This is a genomic window from Rhizobium esperanzae (assembly GCF_002204185.1).
Lineage (GTDB): Bacteria > Pseudomonadota > Alphaproteobacteria > Rhizobiales > Rhizobiaceae > Rhizobium > Rhizobium esperanzae.
The window spans coordinates 356713-375189 of record NZ_MXPU01000004.1; the positions used below are offsets into that span (position 1 = coordinate 356713).

Annotated in this window: 20 protein-coding genes; 13 read left to right on the forward strand and 7 right to left on the reverse strand. The window is 61.1% G+C overall.

The genetic code is table 11. From position 1 onward, the window contains the following. Positions 1-115: 115 nt before the first annotated feature. From B5E41_RS08165 to B5E41_RS08180, 4 genes are all read left to right on the forward strand, one after another. A complete protein-coding gene (locus B5E41_RS08165; protein WP_088392690.1) occupies positions 116-757 on the forward strand; it encodes a UdgX family uracil-DNA binding protein in 642 nt (213 codons plus the stop codon). Between the two features lie 142 nt (positions 758-899). Further along, on the forward strand, positions 900-1172 hold the full coding sequence (locus B5E41_RS08170; RefSeq protein ID WP_088392569.1) for a DUF2934 domain-containing protein: 273 nt from the start codon (positions 900-902) through the stop codon (positions 1170-1172). A 312-nt stretch (positions 1173-1484) separates the two neighbouring features. Then, positions 1485-1664 (forward strand): hypothetical protein, encoded by a 180-nt coding sequence (locus B5E41_RS08175; protein WP_020923103.1) that lies wholly within the window; start codon positions 1485-1487, stop codon positions 1662-1664. Positions 1665-1847: 183 nt separating this feature from the next. Beyond that, complete coding sequence (locus B5E41_RS08180) at positions 1848-3053, forward strand: MFS transporter (protein WP_088392571.1); 1206 nt, start codon at positions 1848-1850, stop codon at positions 3051-3053. 58 nt (positions 3054-3111) lie between these two features. On the opposite strand, the gene B5E41_RS08185 is transcribed toward B5E41_RS08180, so the two are convergent. From B5E41_RS08185 to B5E41_RS08210, 6 genes are read right to left on the reverse strand one after another with little or no spacing between them, the layout of a single operon-like run. Next, entirely contained in the window at positions 3112-3804 is a 693-nt protein-coding gene (locus B5E41_RS08185; RefSeq protein WP_088392573.1) for an amino acid ABC transporter permease, read from the reverse strand. Positions 3805-3823: 19 nt separating this feature from the next. Next, on the reverse strand, positions 3824-4531 hold the full coding sequence (locus tag B5E41_RS08190) for an amino acid ABC transporter permease (RefSeq protein WP_088392575.1): 708 nt from the start codon (positions 4529-4531) through the stop codon (positions 3824-3826). A 52-nt stretch (positions 4532-4583) separates the two neighbouring features. Beyond that, positions 4584-5402: an amino acid ABC transporter substrate-binding protein gene (locus B5E41_RS08195; RefSeq protein WP_064808395.1), complete on the reverse strand. Its 819-nt coding sequence runs from the start codon at positions 5400-5402 to the stop codon at positions 4584-4586. Between the two features lie 15 nt (positions 5403-5417). Beyond that, positions 5418-6158, reverse strand: a complete 741-nt coding sequence (locus tag B5E41_RS08200; protein ID WP_088392577.1) for an amino acid ABC transporter ATP-binding protein — start codon at positions 6156-6158, stop codon at positions 5418-5420. Between the two features lie 8 nt (positions 6159-6166). Further along, positions 6167-7642 (reverse strand): NAD(P)-binding domain-containing protein, encoded by a 1476-nt coding sequence (locus B5E41_RS08205; RefSeq protein ID WP_088392579.1) that lies wholly within the window; start codon positions 7640-7642, stop codon positions 6167-6169. After that, positions 7639-8628: a LysR family transcriptional regulator gene (locus B5E41_RS08210; RefSeq protein WP_088392581.1), complete on the reverse strand. Its 990-nt coding sequence runs from the start codon at positions 8626-8628 to the stop codon at positions 7639-7641. The genes B5E41_RS08205 and B5E41_RS08210 overlap by 4 nt, the downstream gene beginning before the upstream one ends. Positions 8629-8788: 160 nt before the next feature. Here B5E41_RS08210 and B5E41_RS08215 point away from each other — a divergent pair, with 160 nt between their 5' ends. Then, on the forward strand, positions 8789-9271 hold the full coding sequence (locus B5E41_RS08215) for a CMD domain-containing protein (protein ID WP_088392583.1): 483 nt from the start codon (positions 8789-8791) through the stop codon (positions 9269-9271). Further along, on the forward strand, positions 9268-9843 hold the full coding sequence (locus tag B5E41_RS08220) for a peroxidase-related enzyme (RefSeq protein WP_088392585.1): 576 nt from the start codon (positions 9268-9270) through the stop codon (positions 9841-9843). The genes B5E41_RS08215 and B5E41_RS08220 overlap by 4 nt, the downstream gene beginning before the upstream one ends. 47 nt (positions 9844-9890) lie before the next feature. Here the strand turns inward: B5E41_RS08220 and B5E41_RS08225 are convergent, their stop codons facing one another. Then, positions 9891-10373, reverse strand: a complete 483-nt coding sequence (locus tag B5E41_RS08225) for an Lrp/AsnC family transcriptional regulator (protein ID WP_088392694.1) — start codon at positions 10371-10373, stop codon at positions 9891-9893. A gap of 96 nt (positions 10374-10469) precedes the next feature. Between B5E41_RS08225 and B5E41_RS08230 the strand changes: the two genes are divergently transcribed. The 7 genes from B5E41_RS08230 (at position 10470) to B5E41_RS08260 (ending at position 18477) form a co-directional block, all read left to right on the forward strand. Beyond that, positions 10470-11969: an aminotransferase class V-fold PLP-dependent enzyme gene (locus B5E41_RS08230; protein WP_088392587.1), complete on the forward strand. Its 1500-nt coding sequence runs from the start codon at positions 10470-10472 to the stop codon at positions 11967-11969. Then, positions 11962-12840, forward strand: a complete 879-nt coding sequence (locus tag B5E41_RS08235) for an MBL fold metallo-hydrolase (protein ID WP_088392589.1) — start codon at positions 11962-11964, stop codon at positions 12838-12840. Before B5E41_RS08230 ends, B5E41_RS08235 begins: the two co-directional genes overlap by 8 nt. 64 nt (positions 12841-12904) lie before the next feature. Beyond that, positions 12905-13684 (forward strand): sulfite exporter TauE/SafE family protein, encoded by a 780-nt coding sequence (locus B5E41_RS08240; RefSeq protein WP_088392591.1) that lies wholly within the window; start codon positions 12905-12907, stop codon positions 13682-13684. 26 nt (positions 13685-13710) lie between these two features. After that, positions 13711-14544 (forward strand): hypothetical protein, encoded by an 834-nt coding sequence (locus tag B5E41_RS08245; RefSeq protein WP_245303064.1) that lies wholly within the window; start codon positions 13711-13713, stop codon positions 14542-14544. A gap of 310 nt (positions 14545-14854) precedes the next feature. Beyond that, a complete protein-coding gene (locus tag B5E41_RS08250) occupies positions 14855-17590 on the forward strand; it encodes a hybrid sensor histidine kinase/response regulator (RefSeq protein ID WP_088392593.1) in 2736 nt (911 codons plus the stop codon). 164 nt (positions 17591-17754) lie between these two features. Then, positions 17755-18069 carry a plasmid stabilization protein gene (locus B5E41_RS08255; RefSeq protein WP_085861563.1) on the forward strand — a complete coding sequence of 105 codons (315 nt, stop codon included), beginning with the start codon at positions 17755-17757 and terminating at the stop codon, positions 18067-18069. A 117-nt stretch (positions 18070-18186) separates the two neighbouring features. Further along, positions 18187-18477 carry a DUF3175 domain-containing protein gene (locus tag B5E41_RS08260; RefSeq protein ID WP_088392595.1) on the forward strand — a complete coding sequence of 97 codons (291 nt, stop codon included), beginning with the start codon at positions 18187-18189 and terminating at the stop codon, positions 18475-18477.

The window sequence follows — 18477 nt, forward strand, 5'->3', positions numbered from 1 at the left end:
CTCCCCCATGGCGCGAAATTTCTCCTCGGGATTGTTTTGCCGGGAGTGGTCCGTTCGATCGCGGGAACAATCCCGGTTGAGATCGATTCCTTTTCAGAAGATGAGGATCGCCATCATGAACATCGCCGCAAGCGTCGGTCCTGCCTTGGCGCTCGAAGTCGCGGATGCAGACAGCATTGCCGAACTCCGGCATCAGGCCGAGGACTGCACCCGCTGTGACCTCTATCGGAATGCGACGCAAATCGTCTTCGGTGAAGGTCCGGGAAGGGCCGAGATCGTCCTTGTCGGTGAGCAGCCGGGTGACCGGGAGGATATCACCGGCAGGCCCTTTGTCGGCCCGGCAGGCCATCTGCTCGACCTCTGTCTCGATGAGGCCGGCCTGGACCGTCAACGCTGCTACGTCACCAATGCCGTCAAGCACTTCAAGTTTACTCCGCGCGGCAAACGACGCCTGCATGCGAAACCCAATGCCGGCGAGATAAGGCGTTGTGCCTGGTGGCTCGGCGCGGAGCTCAACATACTGCAACCGAAACTCGTGGTGGCGATGGGCGCAAGCGCTCTCTATGCGCTGCTGGGGCCGAAGGCAAAACTGACGCCCGAGCGCGGTCACATCCTGCAGCCTGCAAATCATCCGCCGGTTCTGGTGACCATCCACCCCTCCTATCTCCTGAGAATCCGCGATGAGGCCGAGCAGGACAGGCAGCGCCAGGCATTCGTGTCAGATCTGCACAGCGCGGCGGAATTTCAGTCTCGGTGAATGCCGATTCTCAACCTTGATATGCTGCAACGCGAAATATTTACGGTTGCAGTTCGATTTCGCTTGAAACGGCGCTCCTCCTCTGGAACCATCCCGGCAGTATCGCGTTCGAACGACGGCATTATGTGACTGGAGATCAGCGATGGCAGAAACTCGGGAAGAGTGGATCAAAAAACGTGCATACGCCCTCTGGGAAGAAGAGGGCTATCCGACGGGGCGAGATTCCGTCCATTGGGAACAGGCACGCCACGAGCGCGACGCGCTCGACGGCTCTGCTGCCTCTTCCAACGGCAAAGAGGCCAAACCCAGGGCCAAGCGCGCCGCAACGACCACGAAGGCCGCCCCAGGCGCTAAGACGAATGGCGGCGTCACGCCGGCGCCCAAGCGGACTGCAAGCCGCAAGACTGCGACCTGAATATTGAAAACCGATGACATCGTTGAAAGGGCGTCACCGTGGCGCCCTTCGGCCTCTCTTTGTCATATGTTTGAATTAGTTGTGTTATATGGAAGCTTGCAAGCGGGTTTTCCGCGCGGGGGCTGACAAGGGTCGGATGACGCTGCAAACTATGACGCTTCCCAAAAAATTGAGCCTTCGCCCGCAACGCGGGAACAAGACCATACAAAATCTGTTTATGGCAACACGAGGCAAGCAGCCATGAACGAACGCATCAAAATGCTCTTGATCACGCCTCTTGCAACCCGCGCTTCCAACGTGGCCGTGTGAGCCATGGAAATATCGCTCCTGCTCATTGCCGCCCTGCTTTATCTCGGTCTGGCGCTCGGCTTCGTCCTCATCGTAGACAACCTCGTCGGTCTGGTTTTCCGTGACCCCCGAACGCCGCTGCAACTTCCTTCCTTCGACATCGGCCGCGCGCTCGCAGCGTCGCAGAAATTCTACCGGAAATAACGGCACTGAGCCGCCCCCGGCATGCGCTAGAAAGGCGGATGGATAGCGTATCGCCTGAAAATCGGAATCGATTTTCGGAAGCACGATGCTTAGTTTTTCAGAGTGTTGGAACGTCCTTTCTGCCTCCGAGGGACCTACGGCACTTTAGAGGCAAGGGCTCGAAGCAGGATGAGATCGAGGACAATGGGACAGGAGCGAAGCGTTCAGCCGGCGACATGGCTTTTTGCGGCGCGCTCCTTGCGAGACTTCGGCGACGGCTTCGTGGCCATCCTGTTGCCGGTCTATCTCCTTGCTCTTGGATTTTCGCCCCTGCAGGTCGGCGTCATTGCGACGGCATCCCTCTTCGGATCCGCACTTTTGACGATCATCATCGGATTTCTCGGCGGGCATCATGATCTCCGCCGCCTGCTTTTGGCAGCCGCCGGCCTGATGGTCGCCACCGGTGTCACCATGCCCATGATCAGCGACTATGCGCTGCTGCTCGCCGTCGCCTTTGTCGGCACGATCAATCCGTCGGCAGGCAGCGTGAGCATCTTCGTGCCGCTTGAACATGCGGTCCTTGCCCGGGAGGTGACCAACGCCGATCGAACGAGAATGTTCGCGCGCTACAGCCTGGTCGGGGCGCTCGCAAGCGCCGGCGGCGCGCTTGCTGCGGCGCTGCCTGACGTCATGACGCGGCTCGGGATGACGCAACTGAGTTCGATCAGACTGATGTTCGTTCTCTACGCGCTCGTTGGCATTCTGGGCGGCCTTCTTTATGCCCGCATACCGCCTCGTCCGGTGACGCACGAAGACCACAAGCCGGCGGCGCTCGGACCTTCGCGCGCCATCGTCCTGAAGCTCGCAGCCCTCTTCAGTCTCGATGCCTTCGCTGGAGGTTTTGTTGTCCAATCCTTGCTCGCGCTGTGGCTGTTCGAACGATTCGATCTTTCGCTGTCCGAAGCTGGAGTGTTTTTCTTTTGGACGGGCGTGCTGTCGGCGTTTTCGTTTCCTGTCGCCGCCCGGCTATCGAAGCAAATCGGACTCGTGAACACCATGGTGTTCACCCACATTCCATCAAGCATAGCTCTCGGCCTTGCCGCATTCGCACCCACCTTGCCGTTGGTGCTTGCCTTGCTGCTGGTTCGGGCGGCGCTTTCGCAGATGGACGTGCCAACCCGTTCTTCCTACGTGATGGCGGTTGTCACCGAGGCGGAGCGAGCCGCTGCCGCTAGCTTCACATCGGTGCCGCGCAGCCTCGCATCGGCGGCCAGCCCTGCGCTGGCCGGTGCTCTTTTCGCCGCCTCTTATCGGGCTTGGCCGCTTGTCATCTGTGCCGGCCTAAAGATCATATACGACCTCCTGCTGTTGCTGCAGTTCCGTCACCTCAAGCCGCCTGAGGAATCCTGAGGTGCACTGCCTACCGCGGGTGGGAAGTACATCGTCCGCTGCAGCGGCGCATGCCCCATCAGGTCCGTACTCTCAGAGCTCGCTCCGTTCTGTCGGCGATCTGGGTCACGGCATAGGCGATCACCATGTAGATCACCACGGCGACCAGGAAGGCTTCGAGATAGTAGAAGTTCAGCGCCGCGGTCAGCTGCGACTGTGCGAAGATGTCGACTACTTCGATAGCGAAGCCTAGCGACAGCGCCTTCATGATCACCATGAAGGAGTTGGCAAGATCCGGGATCGCTGCCACAATCACCTGCGGCAGCATGACCCGGCGGAAGAGCTGGCTCTTCTTGTAGCCGAGCGAATAGGCGGCGTCCGCCTGCCCCGTATCGAACGAGTTCAGCGCGCCCTTGACCACCTCCGCCTGGAAGGCCGCGACACATGCCGTCAGGGCGACGATGAGCGTTACCCAGTTCGGCGTCGAGTGACCATTGTACTCCACGCCGACGAGCGAGGTCAGGAACTGCAGCGTCGATGGAAGTCCATAATAGGCAAGGAAGATCACCACCACCATCGGGACCCCCTTGAACGCCACCTTGTAGGCGACGACGAGCTGGCGAAGGACGGGGACCCGACGGTACTCGACCATGGCGAAGAGGCTGCCGATGATCGTCGAAAGCACGAAGATTGCGAGCGCCATGGCAAGCGTCAGGGGCACTGCGCCCAGGATGTCCCGGAGGTCGGGAAGAAGAACTTCGACATCGAACATAGTGTGCTCCTTCCTTCGATCAGACGCTTGCCATCAGCGCGGGCCGGGCGGGCGCAGCACTCGGAGCGAACTTCGCGGAACGAAGCTCGAAGAAACGGACGATCAGCCAGGCGGCCAGACAGAGGACCGAATAGAGCACCGCCAATACGAGGTAGGTTTCGAACTGATACTGGTTGTAGTCGCGCTCCATGACGAGGTGGGCGGTCGCCATCACGTCGGCGGCGCCGATGTACATGACCAGAGCCACATTATGGATGAGGTAGATGATCGAGTTTCCGTAGCCCGGCAGCGCGATATGCACCGCCTGCGGCGCGACGACGCGCACCAGCTTCTGCCGGAACGTATAACCGAGGCTGTCGGCCGCGTCATGCTGTCCGCGCTCGACGGCAAGAAAGGCCGGACGCATGACTTCCGACAGATAGCCGCCGTGATAGAGGCTGAGGCCCAGCATGGCGGCGATCGTCGGCGAGACGAAGTCGTCGATGCCGAAAACGCCGACAAGCACCGGAAGACCATAAAAAGCCACGAACAGCTGCAGAACCACCGGAACGCTTCGCGCGTAGGACACGTAGAGGTCGGCCAGCTGGCTGACCACCGCAATCCTGCGCACGCGGAACGTCGTCGTCATCAAAGCCAGCACGAAGCCGGCGACCATGGCCGTGAACGTGATCGCAAGCGTCAGCGGCAGCGCCGAGAGCAGCTCGGGGATCATGATGGATAGGTCCACTTGGGAACACTCCTTCTGTCAGTCAGGGGCCTGGTCGCCGGCTTCGAAGCCGTTACTTCATGTAGGTGGTGATGTCCTCGCCGAACCATTTCTGCGAGAGCTTGGCAAGCGTGCCGTCGGCCTTGAGCTCCTTCAAAGCCTTGTCGATCCCGTCGGCGAGCGCCTTGTTCTCTTCCGAGCGATGGATGAGCACGAAGGTGTTGTTGATCGCGACCGGCTCGCTTGCCTGGACGTTCAGCTTCTGCTGGTCGATCACGGTCTGCTCGCCGAGATTCGACGGCAGGACGAGCGCGTCATACTTGCCGTTCTCGACCTCCTTCAGGCGATCCGGATAGGGAATGCCGGCACTCGAAGCGGTGATTTCGATCTTGTAGTCGGGATTCTTTTCCTGCCACGCCGTAGCGAACTTGTAGATGCCGCCGCCCGCCGTCACCGGCACGATCTTCTTGCCGACCAGATCCTTCATCTCCTTGATGCCGCTGTCCTTGCGGCTGTAGATCTTGATCAGGCTGGCGCCGATCGGCGCTTCCGGGATGAGGAACTGTTTTTCGCGGGCTGGCGCACGATAGTAGCCGCCGGTTGCGATATCGTACTTGCCGGTCGCAAGGCCCGTCTCCTGAGCGATGTCGGCAGCACCTTCCATCACGAACTTGTACTGCGGCAGCTTGGCGTTGATCGCCTTCAGGACATCGGGCTCGTAGCCCTGCGGTTCGACGCCGATCGCGCCCCAGGAGAGCGGCTTCGATTCCGCCGCGGTGGCGATCTTGATCGTCCGAACGTCTTCGGCGAAGGACGCGGTTGCGAATGCGATCGCGACGCCTGCTACGGCGAGACCGAGACCACGGCGCGAGATTGAACTCATGGAAGTCATTTCAGGCATCCTTTCTTACTGGATCGCGCGTTCGGAATTGAGAAACTGAGCGAGGCGCGGGTTGGAGGGCGTATCGAAGATTTCGGACGGACTGCCGTCGGCTGCGACGACACCTCGGTCCATGAAGACGATGCGGTTCGAGATGTTCTTGGCGAACTGCATCTCGTGCGTGACGAGAAGCGAGGTGATGCCCGACGACGTGACATCCTTGATCACCTTGAGGACCTCGTTCACGAGTTCGGGATCGAGCGACGAGGTCGGCTCGTCGAAGAGCATCACATCCGGTTTGACCGCGAGCGCTCTGGCGATGCCCGTTCTCTGGAGCTGCCCGCCCGAAAGCTGCGACGGATAGTTGTCGAGCTTGTCGGAAAGCCCCACCCGCTCAAGCTCCTGCAGCGCAATGGCGCGGGCTTCGTCCTTCGACTTGCCCTGCACGACAACCAGCGGATCCATGACGTTCTGGATGACCGTCATGCTCTTGAAGACGTTGAACTGCTGGAACACCATCGCGGTGCGTAGACGAATCGCCCGAACGGCGGTCTTGTCCGGCCGCGCGAAGTCCATCCTGATATCGTCGAAGGCAATCGTTCCGGATGCGGGCTTCGCCAGGTGGTTGATGCACTTCAACAGCGTCGTCTTGCCGGTTCCGCTGGGACCGATGATCGAAACCACGTCACCTCGTTTCACGGAGAGATCGACGCCATTCAGGATCTGGGTGCGACCGTAGGACAGCTTCAGGTTCTTGATCTCAAGCATTTCGGATCTCAGGTCCTTTCGGAAGACAGTTCGGGAAGCGCTTCGGTCTCGGCATCGAACCACTCGTCGCCGAGAAGTTCCGGCGTGTCGAAGGCCTGGAGGTTTGCAAAGTGCTTCTCGCGGTCTTCGACGAAGAGCGATCGGACGACGCCGCGCGCCAGGCGGTCGGCGCCCTCGCTGATTGCAGGGATGTCGCCTGTGAGCTTGCCGTGGCTGAGGGTCGCCGGGAAGTTGAAGCAATGAATCTTCGAAAGAACCGGGCAGGAACCCGGTTCCCTCTCAAGGAATTCGAAAGCCTCGCCAAGATCAGGCGATCCTTCAAGCTCCGCATTCGCCATCCCGGCCGGCGTCGGGAAGCGGTCGCGCCAAAGTCGGATGTGGGGTTCGAAGACCGCCAGTTCCGGCCGATTGGTCAGATCGATCTTGAAGCCCGTCCCGAAGATCAAGAAGTCGAGGGGGTAGCTGGCCTTCGACGTCGTCACGACGAGCTGGTCGCCGTCCTGCTGCAGGCCGGTGATCGGGCTTTGGAGATGAAGGTGGGCCCGCTCGAAGGAACTGACGCGCAGCACGCTCGGACGCGGCGGCGGCGTCTGCTGGCTCATGGCGTAGTCGAGGAAGCGCCACTTCCATTCGTCGGGCAGTCCGGCGAAGCCATGGACGACGCCCTGGCTGCCGATGCCGGTGAACTTGTTGATCCGCGGCAGTTCCTTGCGGCGGACGAACATGTCGAGGCGGGCGACACCTGCTTCGAGCGCGGTCGCGGCATTGTCCATCGCCGACGCACCCGCACCGATCACCCCTACCCGCTTGCCGCGCAGCGCTGCGAAGTCGATCGCATCGGCGGTGTGCGCCCAGAACCTGCGATCGATATTTTCGGCGATGTCGGGCACGAAGGGGCCGCCGAGACCGTCGCGGCCGGTTGCGAGAACAACGTGGCGGGCGATAATCGTCTCCGTGCGGCCATTCTCGCTGCAGGCGAGGTCGAGCATACCATCGTCGCGCGGCAGGATCGCATCGACCGAGACGCCGTTGCGCACCGGCAGCTCGAGCACCTTCCGATACCAGATCAGGTAGTCCATCCACGTCTCGCGTGGCGCTCGGTCGAGCGCCATCCACGCTGCGCTGCCGAAGCGCGCTTCATAATAGGCCCGGAAGGTGAGCGCCGGCAGTCCCATGGCGGGGCCTGTAAGCTGTTTCGGAGATCGAAGGGTGCGCATCCGGGCGAAAGTGACCCACGGCCCTTCCTGCCCGGCAGGTGCCTTGTCGAGGATGACATGGTTGGCGACGCCAAGACGCTTCAGCATTCCGGAAGCGACGAGGCCTGCCATGCCGCCGCCGATGATGACGACGTCGATGACAGGCTGGCCATCAATTTCGCGGGCGGGAACCCACGCCTTGGCGGGCAGTTCCAGCCAGGAGAGGTCCTGACGAAGACGCGCTTCGAGGGCGTCGAGATTGTGAGGATGTGTGGAAAGGTCGCTCATGCCGGCGCTCCTTCGGAGATCGCAGCCTGCCCGTAGACGGTGTCCGCCAAGGTTTCGATGCCATTCGCCTCCAGCAGGCGGCAGCCAGGCATCTTCAACGCTTCGAGCCGCGCGGCATCGATTACGGCGGCGACGGTTGGCGCTAGCGGCAACGCCGCCGCCGAGATCGCACCGAACAGGAACGGGATGGCCTGGTCGAGCACGCGCATAACGATGCCATCGAGGGGCACGCCGCAGACAGTCGCGGGCTCGACGATGGCAATGCCAAGTCCTGCGCGCACCAACGAGAGCGCAGTCAGCGAGGCGTTGACGTCGATCATGCGATCCGGCGCCACCCCTGCTCGTTCCAGTGCCTCGTCAACGCGGCGACGAAGCCGATAGGGGTTCGCGAGCGTGATGATGCGACGCTCCGCGAGATCGGCCAGGCGAACGACGTCGTTCGCAGCGAGAGGATCGTCGGCGCCGATGGCGATCACGCAAGGTGCTTCCGCGATCCAGTGGATGTCGAGACCGGGATGTTCGAGCGGCAGGCTCGATATGCCAAGATCGGCCGACCGGGCGAGAACCGCCTGCACGACATTTTCGGCGGCGAGCGCCTGGACGTGGAGATGACGCGGGATCAGGTCGGGCGAGACGGCCGCCAAAGCCTGCGGCAGGATTCCTGCGGCAAGAGACGGCGTTGCCGCGATGGTCAAGGTCGCGGGCTCGTCGAGACCGATTGCCTCGGCCCGTTCGCGGATGTGGGTCAGGCTGGCGAGATGACGTTCGACCTCGGCATGGAAGCGCAGTCCGCGCGACGTCGGCTGGATGCGCGGACCGCTTCGGTGGAGGAGCGCATAGCCCAGATCGGCTTCCAGGTCCTGAATCTGCCGCGTCACGGCCGGCTGCGAACGGCCGAGCAGCCGGGCTGCGCCGGTGACGCTGCCGGCCGACATCACCGCCGCGAAGGCTTCGAGCTGCCGGATGTCGAACGGGCTTTTATTCATAGTCAACATGAACCACCGCTATCCATGCTTTGGAAGCATTCGCTTCCTATGATTTGAGCAGATACTAGATAATTATTTCGCATGGATTGCAAGTCTCCATGTGGTTTTGACATAATGGACCTCCACCCTATCTAAACCGCGAGATGCAAAGGAGCCTGCCTTGACGCTCATCGAAACTCTTGCCGCCGTGACACCCGGCTCAGCCCTTGCCGAGGCCATGGAAAAACGGGCGGAGATCCTGCGCCTCAGCGAAGCCGCCCACGACGCAGTCCTTCTTCCGCGTGATCCCGGTGGGCTGTCGCATGGCCTCAGGGCGGCGCTTGCCGCCCGTATGGCCCGTCACAACCACAGCGAAAAACTGGCGAAGCACTACGATGAACTGGTGCAACGTGCCGCCGAGGCATCGACAGCGCCGCTCGCCAAGCCAGGTACTAGCGCAACCGATGGGCGCATCGCAGAGATCGTCCGCCATGCGGACCGACTGACGGTCGCGCCTCGGGAAGCGACCCGCGACCACATAGAAAGATTGCGCAGTGCGGGAATGACCGACGCAGACATCGTCCGGCTGTCGGAGCTTGCCGCCTTCGTAAATTATCAGGCTCGCGTCATTGCAGGGCTGGCGCTGATCGGAGGAAGACAATGAGCGAAGTCGTCCATACCTTCACCACCCAAGTTCCGCGCTGGCAGCCTTACGTCATTCCGGTCGATCTTGAAACTGCGACCGCCGAGCAGCGGGCGGCAATGCAGGTCACGCCCTCCAACAAGGGCATCTCCCCCTACGTCCTGACGCTTGCGCATGACCCGGAATCCCTCGCCGTCCGCTCACCCCTGTTCAACCTGATTATGTACGGTAAGGATGGGCTTTCACCGGGAGAACGCGAGCTGGGCGCCACTGCTGCTTCCGTCGTCAATCGCTGCGTCTACTGCGCCGCCGTCCATGCCTCCCGGTTCATCAGCCATACCAAGCGGACTGATGTGATCGACGCCATTTTCGCCGATGGGCTCGACGCCGAACTCGATGAGCGCCTTCAAACCATCTTCGATTTCTCAGTCCATCTGTCGACGACACCGCCGGAAGCAACGCAAGCTGACGCGCAGGCGCTGACGGACGTCGGTCTTTCCGAGCTTGAAGCCCTGGACCTCGTGTTATCGTCCGCCATATTCGGCTGGGCGAACCGCCTGATGCATACGCTCGGCGAACCAGTAAAGGACTAGACATTTCCGGGTTAGCTTGAAGCATTCTGTTGGATTCGGCGTAGGCGTCACCGCATGCGCATCAGGTCCACAGCGCGATTGCTGATGATTGCTTCCATCGAAAAATAGCCGGTCACTGTCGCAAGATTGAAGTTCGTTATCAGCTTCTGGTAGAAAGCGTCATAGCCCGACATTCCTTTGGTGATGACCTTGATCAGGTAGTCCCAGTCGCCGCCTATTCGGTAGAAATCGACGACTTCCGGCATCCGTTCGACGTGCTTGCGAAAATCTTCCGACCATTCCTTTGAATGATGGCGAGTTCGGATCATGACGATCACCGTGAGATCATAACCGAGCGCTTCGAAATCGATGGAGGCGCGCGATCCTTTGATGACACCTGTCGCATAAAGGCGCTGAAGCCGGCGCCAGCAAGCATTCTGCGACAGTCCGACTTGCTCGGCCAAGTCACGTTGAGAAAGCGAAGAATCCTGCTGCATGCACGTCAGAATTCTCAGATCAATTTCGTCGATTTTTAAACTGTTATCGATCATATGACCCAATCTTGTCGTATTCGTCCAAAAAATCGGTGAAGTTTTCGACGGTGATGCAGATTAGAATCGTTGTCAAATCCTTCGCGGAGAATGACGATGCACGAACTGGCTGCGCGCTATCCATCAAAAGAGCCCTCCACTGTTCTCGGCAAGTTCAAGAGTGATCTCAACCGAGATGACCCCACCGGCAGGTTCAGGGCGGGGCTGATAGGCTCAAAGGCGAAGGTCGACGGCCCGTTCGGCCCCAAGGACCTCGTCTATGCCGACTATGTGGCTTCGGGACGCGCGCTCAGACAGATCGAAGAATTCATCCTCGAAGAGGTCCTTCCCTACTACGCGAACAGCCATACCGAGGCGTCCTACTGCGGAGGGATGATGACCCGCCTTCGACGGGAAGCCCGCTCGATCATTGGAGAGCTCTGCGGAGCCGATCGACAGCATGCCGTTATCTTTGCCGGATCCGGCGCGACGGCGGGCCTCAATCGCCTGGTGAAGCTGCTGGGCGTCGCCGATGCGATCGCGGCCGGCAAAAGCGTGCGCGTCGTCCTCGGCCCATATGAACACCACTCCAACATCCTGCCTTGGCGCGAGAGCGGAGCGGAGGTCATCGAAATTGCCGAGGGCAACGACGGTGGTCCCGATCCGGTCATGTTGCAGAAGGCACTTGAGAACGCGCCCGCAGATTTGACCATTTGCTCGTTCTCTGCCGCATCGAACGTCACCGGCATCCTGACCGACGTCGTGGCTTTCACAAAGATTGCAAAGGCCGCAGGCGCCAAAGTCGTCTGGGACTATGCGGGGGCCGGACCATACGTGCCGATTGCGATGACGCCCGAGCTTGGCGCCGAAATCGACGCAATCGTCGTGTCTCCTCACAAGTTCCTGGGCGGCCCAGGGGCCTCCGGCATATTGGTCGTGCGGCAGGACGCGGTAGTGACGAGCAAGCCATCCTGGCCCGGGGGCGGCACGGTGAAATTCGTGTCACCCACGGGGCACGATTACAGCGACAGCCTGGAGTCTCGGGAGGAAGCGGGAACACCCAACGTCATCGGCGACATCCGTGCGGCGCTTGCCTTTCTGGTCAAGGACGCGATCGGACTTGATGCAATCAAGCGGCTGAACGACGAGTACACGCGGCGCGCCTTCACCGCCTGGAAGGACGTTTCGGAGATCGAACTGCTTGGCTCCACCTCGATCGCACGCTTGCCGATCTTTTCGTTTCGCGTGCGCGATGGAAAGGGTGGCTACATCCACCAGCAATTGGTCACCCGCATGCTCAGCGATCGGTTTGGCATTCAGGCCCGTGGCGGCTGCGCCTGCGCTGGACCCTACGTGCATCGGCTGCTTTCGATAGACACCCGGACGTCGGAGCGCATGCGGCAGGCGATCTTGGCTGGCAACGAAATCGAGAAACCCGGATTCACGCGGCTCAACTTGAGCGTCCTGGCATCGGACGAAACAGTTGCCTTCATCCTGGATTCGGTCGCGCAACTCGCGCGGGACGCATCGTCGTATGTCGCGCTCTACACCTTCGATCCGGCGCGCGCGATCTTCTCACCGGTCGCGTCCGGTCGACAGGAGGCGATCTGTGCGTAGACCTGATGTCGCCGCCTTCTTCGACGCGCGTACCTTTTCGATTCAATACGTGGTCAGCGATCCGCAAACCAGGGCCTGTGCGATCATCGACCCGGTTCTCGATTTCGACGAGAAGTCAGGATCGACAACGACCCACAACGCCGAAATGCTGTTGGACCACATTCGGGACCAGGACCTGCGCCTGCACTGGATCCTCGACACTCATCCGCATGCCGATCACCTTTCGGCCGCCGCCTATCTGAAGGAGCGGACCGGCGCGCCAACGGCGATCGGGAGCCGCGTCACGGATGTTCAGAAAATCTGGTCGAAGATCTACAACTGGCCTGATCTTCCCGTCGACCGCAGCCAGTGGGATCGGCTCTTCTTCGATGGAGAGACCTTCTCTATTGGGAACATCGAGGTCGGCGTCATGTATTCGCCTGGCCATACCCTTGCCTCGATCACCTACACGGCGGGCGACGCCGTGTTCGTTCATGACACTGTCTTCATGCCTGACAGTGGCACTGCCCGTGCGGATTTTCCAGGCGGTAGCGCCAGGTCACTCTGGTTGAGCATTCAGAACATCCTGTCGTTACCAGGCGATACGCGCCTCTTTGTGGGACACGATTATCAGCCCGGCGGCCGGCAGCCGCTCTGGGAAAGCACAGTGGAACGTCAGAGGGCGGAAAACATCCACGTTGCGCGATGTGCTTGCGCCGACGCGTTCGTCACCCTTCGGGAGGCGCGTGATCGCACGCTGCCGATGCCGAAGCTCATACTTCACGCGCTGCAGGTCAACATCAACGGCGGCCGGCTACCGGAACCCGAAGGGAACGGCCTTCGCTATCTCAAGTTCCCGATGGGTGCCTTTCAAGGTTCCGTCTGGTCCTGAGCAACCCGATTACGGCACCTCGTCCGCTGACTGAACATTCTGTGCTCACGCAGGATCCTGAAAAATGGCGCTAGATCTTTTCCAATATGGCATGGGGACCCTCAGCGGCGCCTTGGTTGGCTTCACCCTCGCCCTTCTGGGCGGTGGCGGCTCCATCCTTGCCGTCCCGCTTCTTGTTCACGCCGTAGGACTGACCGACGCCCATACCGCCATTGCCACCAGCGCCGTTGCCGTTGCTTCGAATGCGTTGATCAGCCTAGTCATGCACGCGCGCCGAGGAACGGTGATATGGCGGTATGCGGGACTTTACTGCGCGACTGGCACCGTCGGGGCGCTGCTCGGCGCGTCGATCGGAAAGATGCTCGATGGGAAGCATCTGCTTTTGTATTTCTCGGGGCTGATGATCGCCATCGCCATCTTGATGCTGCGTCGAATAAGCGTCGCCAGCGAAGATACCTGTATCTTCGAACGTCGGAACACCACCAAGGTTCTTGCGATCGGTGGCGGGAGCGGCGTCGTCTCCGGCTTTTTCGGAATAGGCGGTGGCTTCCTGATCGTCCCCGGCCTGGTGTTTTCCACCGGAATGCCGACGATCAATGCGGTGTCGACCTCTTTGGTCGCGATCGTGGCGTTCGGTTCGACTACGGCTGCCACCTATTCCATCTCAGGTCTCGTCGACTGGCCGCTCGCCGCGGTCTTCATCGCGGGAGGCGCGTTCGGCGCCGTCCTCGGCTGCAAGCTTGTGCACCGCCTTAGGCCCTGTCAATCTGCGCTCAATAGTGTTTTTGCGGGCGCCATTCTCACCTTCGGCATCGCCATGGCGTGGAGCACCCTCCTCGGATAGCTCGCTGTTAGCCCCGGTCGATTTGCTTGTGCTTCCACATCCTCTTCAGATTGCCGAGCAACGGCTCGAGATGGAGTAATGTCGCCGACAAGGAGGAAGGGCTTTTCGAACCAGAGCAATTAGAGAAGCCATCGGCGGTCGCCGTGCTCGCGGTGGTCTTCCGGGACCGCATCTCCTATCTGATGAGAAGGCATTCGCAATTGCTTGCCTCCGTCTCGCGCGCGATCGCCAGTCTTGGCTGGCCTCGTGCTTGTCGCTATCGCCGCGATCGAGATAGCGAACTGGTTGAACGCGCGATGAGGATCAGAGCGATGCTAAGACTGCAGACTATACTCGCTTCGGCAGCAATTGCTTTCGTGCCTCTCACCACCGCCCTTGCGGACGATGGTCTGCCGTCGTTCGACCACTTCGCCGATCGCTGCCTGGACCGCGGGCCGCAGTACGATCGCGCGGCCGCACTCGCCCACCGAAACAAGTGGCCGTCGCTTGCTTCCGACATGGTGTTGAGCATTCTTCCTCTTTCGGAACCCGTGGCATTCGACGGCTGGATCACCGGGGCGGGCAGCACGGCGCCATTGGAAGCCCTGGTCGTTGGACGGGCTATGGTCGGAGAGAAGGCTGTCGAGAGCTGCACGATGGCCTTCGCGGGGACCGACGCCGCAGGCTTCGAGCGCAGCCTTGTTTCAACAACAGCGGCAAGGCCGTCCGGAGAGCAGAACGGTGAAGGACGTATCCGGAAATTCTTCACGATCGAGCGCGATGGGTTGAAAGAGGCAGTGACGCTCGATCTTCCCATCTACCCGAACGGCAGCGACGAGGTGGTCGCGAGCGTCGTCGCCGAGCAACAAACCGAGCACTGAATTTGTCCCGATGACAAAGCGATCAATGCATTCTGTCCCGCCATGCCGCATCGGCCGCGCCTTCGCAGCATCGCAAAAATTGCCGAACTAGCAGTTCTTGCCAGCGTCCGCTTGCGGCTAAAGCGCTGAACACGGGACGGTAACGATATTTCGACCGAACCCTTTCCCTGCCATTTCAAACCTCTATGTTGACGGTTGGACGAGCTAAACCCCTACGGCGCGCATCTTTTCAGGCGCGCAAGAAATGCTGTAGAACGTTGAATTGCTGCCATTCACACCGGCGCGGCGGGCGATAGGGAAGCGGTTTTGAATGGGAAGCGTCGGCAACAGCTGGCCGAGAGGCGGCGGCAAAATCGGCGAATTGTTGCGGCATCCGGCCTTTGACGCCGTCGGTCTCGGACCGGTCGAAAGCTGGCCTGCTTCTCTCAAGCATATCGCCGAAATGGTGTTGAATTCGCGCCAGCCGAAATTCGTCGCCTGGGGTCCGGATCTCGCCTTTCTCTACAATGATGCCTACGTGCCTGTTTTCCCCGACCGGCATCCTGGCGCACTCGGGAGACCCTTTCGCGAGGTTTGGGCTGATATCTGGGAACAGTTCTCGCCGATCGTCGCCAGCACGCTTGAAGGCAGGCCGCAGCTGTTTAAAGAGCTGCTCATCCCGATGCGCCGGGACGGCCGCACCGAGGATACCTGGTTCACCTTCTCCTACACGCCGCTGCGCGACGATGACGGCGCCATCGCCGGCATCCTCTGCGCGACCCTCGACGTCACCGAACAGGTCGCCGCCAAGCGCGGCGAGAAGCTGGCGCTGGAAGAACTGCGCGCCAAATCGGAGGCGCTTGCAGTCGTCAACCAGGCGGGCGCCGCTATTACCATCGAGCCCGATGTCGAACGTCTCACCCAGATTGTCGTCGATGCCGGTGTGACACTGACGGGCGCCGAATTCGGCGCCTTCTTCTACAATGTCGATGATGGCGAGGGCGGCAGCTACATGCTTTACGCGCTCTCCGGCGTCGACCGGAAGAACTTCGAGAAATTCCCGATGCCACGCAATACAAAGGTCTTCGAGCCGACCTTCAGCGGCGAAGGCATCGTGCGCTCCGACGACATCCTGCTCGACCCGCGCTACGGCCAGAATCCGCCGCATTCCGGCATGCCGACGGGGCATCTCCCGGTCAGGAGCTATCTTGCCGTGCCGGTCAAATCGCGCGACGGCAGTGTTATCGGCGGCTTGTTCTTCGGCCACGGCGAACCCGGCCGCTTCTCTCAAGCGGCTGAGGCGAGCCTCGTCGGCCTCGCCGGCCAATCGGCCGTCGCGATCGACAATATCCGGCTGTTCCGTGCCGCCAAAATCGAAATCGACCAGCGCCGCCACATGGAAGATCAGCTGCGCAAACTCAACGAAATGCTCGAGGTCCGGGTCGCGGCCGAGATCGCCGATCGCCAGCAGGCCGAAGCAGCGCTCCAGCAGTCGCAGAAGATGGAATCGATCGGCAAGCTCACCGGCGGCGTTGCCCATGACTTCAACAATCTGCTGCAGGTGATCTCAGGCAATCTGCAGCTTCTCGGCAAGGACGTGGCCGATAATGGCCGGGCAAGAGAGCGTATTTCGAATGCGCTTGCCGCCGTCGAACGCGGCTCGCGACTGGCAAGCCAGTTGCTCGCCTTCGGCCGCCGCCAGGCGCTGGAACCGAAGGTCGTCAATATCGGCCGCCTGGTCACCGGCATGGACGACATGCTGCGTCGCGCGCTCGGAGAGGAAATCGAAGTCGAGACCATCGTCTCCGGCGGCCTCTGGAACGCCTTCGCCGATCCGGCCCAGATCGAGAACGCCCTGCTCAACCTCGCGATCAACTCGCGCGACGCTATGGATGGCGTCGGCAAGCTGACGATCGAGGTCGGCAACGCCTTCCTCGACGATTCCTACAACCGCACCCATCCCGAGGTGAAGGCCGGCCAATATGTCGTGCTCGCCGTCACCGATACCGGCTCCGGCATGACGCAAGAGGTGATGGAGCAGGCCTTCGAGCCGTTCTTCTCGACGAAACCGGAAGGCAAGGGCACCGGTCTCGGCCTGTCGATGGTCTACGGCTTCGTCAAACAGTCCGGCGGCCACGTGAAGATCTACAGCGAGATCGGCGAAGGCACGACCGTCAAACTCTACCTCGCCCGCTCGTTCCGCAGCGAGGATCGCGCCACGGCGGCCGACACCATGCCGGCGACCGGTGGAACCGAAACCATCCTTGTCGCCGAGGACGACGAGGGCGTTCGCGCCACGGTCGTCGAGATGCTCTCGGATCTCGGCTATTACGTGCTGAAGGCGAAGGATGCGCACAGCGCCCTCACCGTGATCGAGAGCGGCGCCCATATCGACCTGCTCTTTACCGATGTCGTCATGCCCGGCCCCCTGCGGAGCCCGGAGCTTGCGCGCATGGCGCGACAGCGCCTGCCCGACATCGCCGTGCTCTACACCTCGGGCTATACCGAAAACTCGATCGTCCATGGCGGCAGGCTCGATCCGGGCCTGGAGCTGCTCTCCAAGCCCTATACGCGCGAGGAGCTCGCCCGCAAGATCCGCCAGGTGCTCGCCAACCGGCCGCAACGCCACCAGGCGGAGGCCAATCAGCGGGTGTCCAATGCAAGGCGACCTGATCCACAGGTTCCCGGCACGGCTGGAAAGCTGAGGCTGCTGCTCGTCGAAGACGATGCATTCATCCGGATGGATACCGCCGAAATCCTGCAGGATCTCGGCTACGACGTCATCGAGGCGGGCAGCGGCGAACAGGGCGTTGATATCCTTGGCCACACGCTCATCGACGTCATCGTCGTCGATGTCGGCCTGCCCGGCATGTCGGGCTCGGCCTTTGCCGCCAAGGCGCGGGACGCCCTTCCGTCCGTCGGCCTGGTCTTCGCGACGGGCGACAGCGACCCGCCGGACGCCGCTCGCTTCTCCGGCTCGGTGCTGCTGTCGAAACCCTACGACAACGCTGCGCTCGACCGGGCGGTCAAGAGAGCCGTCGAGCTATCCCAAGCTGAACCGCTCTAACGCCGCCCCCCGTGAGGCTCCACATCTAACTCTTTAAATCTACGCACCGGACTACCGAAAATCGATCTCGTTCGGGCCGATGCTATAGGAACTTTTCCCCTCGGCACCGGTTGGATTCTCTTACAAACCGCGTTCGAGCGCTTTGCAAACCACAGGAGGCGAAGATGCCGCGAGGAGACAAATCCGACTATACCGACAAGCAGAAACGCAAGGCCGAACACATCGAGGAGAGCTACGAGGAGCGTGGCGTCTCCGAGAAGGAGGCCGAACGGCGCGCCTGGGCGACAGTCAACAAGGAAAGCGGCGGCGGCAACAAATCCGGTTCCGGCCGCGGCAAGAAGGATACGCATGAATCCTCCAAAAAGGGCGGTCGGGCCGGCGGCGCTGCATCCGCGGCACGCTCGAAGGAGGAACGTTCCGCTTCCGCCAAGAAGGCGGCCGCGACACGCAAGCGCCACGAGCACCATAGTCATCACTAGGCATGTGCCCAAAGGGTGTAAGCGGTCTCGGGAGACATCATGTTTCAATTCTGTCATCGAGAAGAGGACGGCAGGCGTCAGTCTATCGCCTGCCCATCCGGCAAAGGGATTTTCGCCATGGCCAAATCGAAGAAGAAATGGTCGCAGGACGTTACCGAACACAGCAACGCGATGGACCTCAAGGAAGGCGTGTTCAAATCGGACGATCCGAAGAAAATTGCCCGGTCGATCAAGCACTCCGCCGAGGAGAGCGATCGCCGCAAGTCGAGCCCGTTTCGCGCCGCCATGTCGATGCTGACCTTCTACATCAACCGCGCCGGCGAGCAGCTGTCGAAAAAGCGGCGCTACACACTTGAAAAGGCCAAGAACGAACTGCGAAAAGACTTCGGTCGTCAACCGAGGCATTGA

Coding starts and splice junctions, on each gene's coding strand:
- B5E41_RS08205 (WP_088392579.1), bottom strand. CDS start 7,642: ATGAGCGACCTTTCCACACATCCTCACAATCTCGACGCCCTCGAAGCG.
- B5E41_RS08185 (WP_088392573.1), bottom strand. CDS start 3,804: ATGTTCGATGTCGAAGTTCTTCTTCCCGACCTCCGGGACATCCTGGGC.
- B5E41_RS08240 (WP_088392591.1), top strand. CDS start 12,905: ATGGCGCTAGATCTTTTCCAATATGGCATGGGGACCCTCAGCGGCGCC.
- B5E41_RS08260 (WP_088392595.1), top strand. CDS start 18,187: ATGGCCAAATCGAAGAAGAAATGGTCGCAGGACGTTACCGAACACAGC.
- B5E41_RS08230 (WP_088392587.1), top strand. CDS start 10,470: ATGCACGAACTGGCTGCGCGCTATCCATCAAAAGAGCCCTCCACTGTT.
- B5E41_RS08255 (WP_085861563.1), top strand. CDS start 17,755: ATGCCGCGAGGAGACAAATCCGACTATACCGACAAGCAGAAACGCAAG.
- B5E41_RS08220 (WP_088392585.1), top strand. CDS start 9,268: ATGAGCGAAGTCGTCCATACCTTCACCACCCAAGTTCCGCGCTGGCAG.
- B5E41_RS08200 (WP_088392577.1), bottom strand. CDS start 6,158: ATGCTTGAGATCAAGAACCTGAAGCTGTCCTACGGTCGCACCCAGATC.
- B5E41_RS08210 (WP_088392581.1), bottom strand. CDS start 8,628: ATGAATAAAAGCCCGTTCGACATCCGGCAGCTCGAAGCCTTCGCGGCG.
- B5E41_RS08175 (WP_020923103.1), top strand. CDS start 1,485: ATGGAAATATCGCTCCTGCTCATTGCCGCCCTGCTTTATCTCGGTCTG.
- B5E41_RS08170 (WP_088392569.1), top strand. CDS start 900: ATGGCAGAAACTCGGGAAGAGTGGATCAAAAAACGTGCATACGCCCTC.
- B5E41_RS08250 (WP_088392593.1), top strand. CDS start 14,855: ATGGGAAGCGTCGGCAACAGCTGGCCGAGAGGCGGCGGCAAAATCGGC.
- B5E41_RS08195 (WP_064808395.1), bottom strand. CDS start 5,402: ATGACTTCCATGAGTTCAATCTCGCGCCGTGGTCTCGGTCTCGCCGTA.
- B5E41_RS08180 (WP_088392571.1), top strand. CDS start 1,848: ATGGGACAGGAGCGAAGCGTTCAGCCGGCGACATGGCTTTTTGCGGCG.
- B5E41_RS08225 (WP_088392694.1), bottom strand. CDS start 10,373: ATGATCGATAACAGTTTAAAAATCGACGAAATTGATCTGAGAATTCTG.
- B5E41_RS08165 (WP_088392690.1), top strand. CDS start 116: ATGAACATCGCCGCAAGCGTCGGTCCTGCCTTGGCGCTCGAAGTCGCG.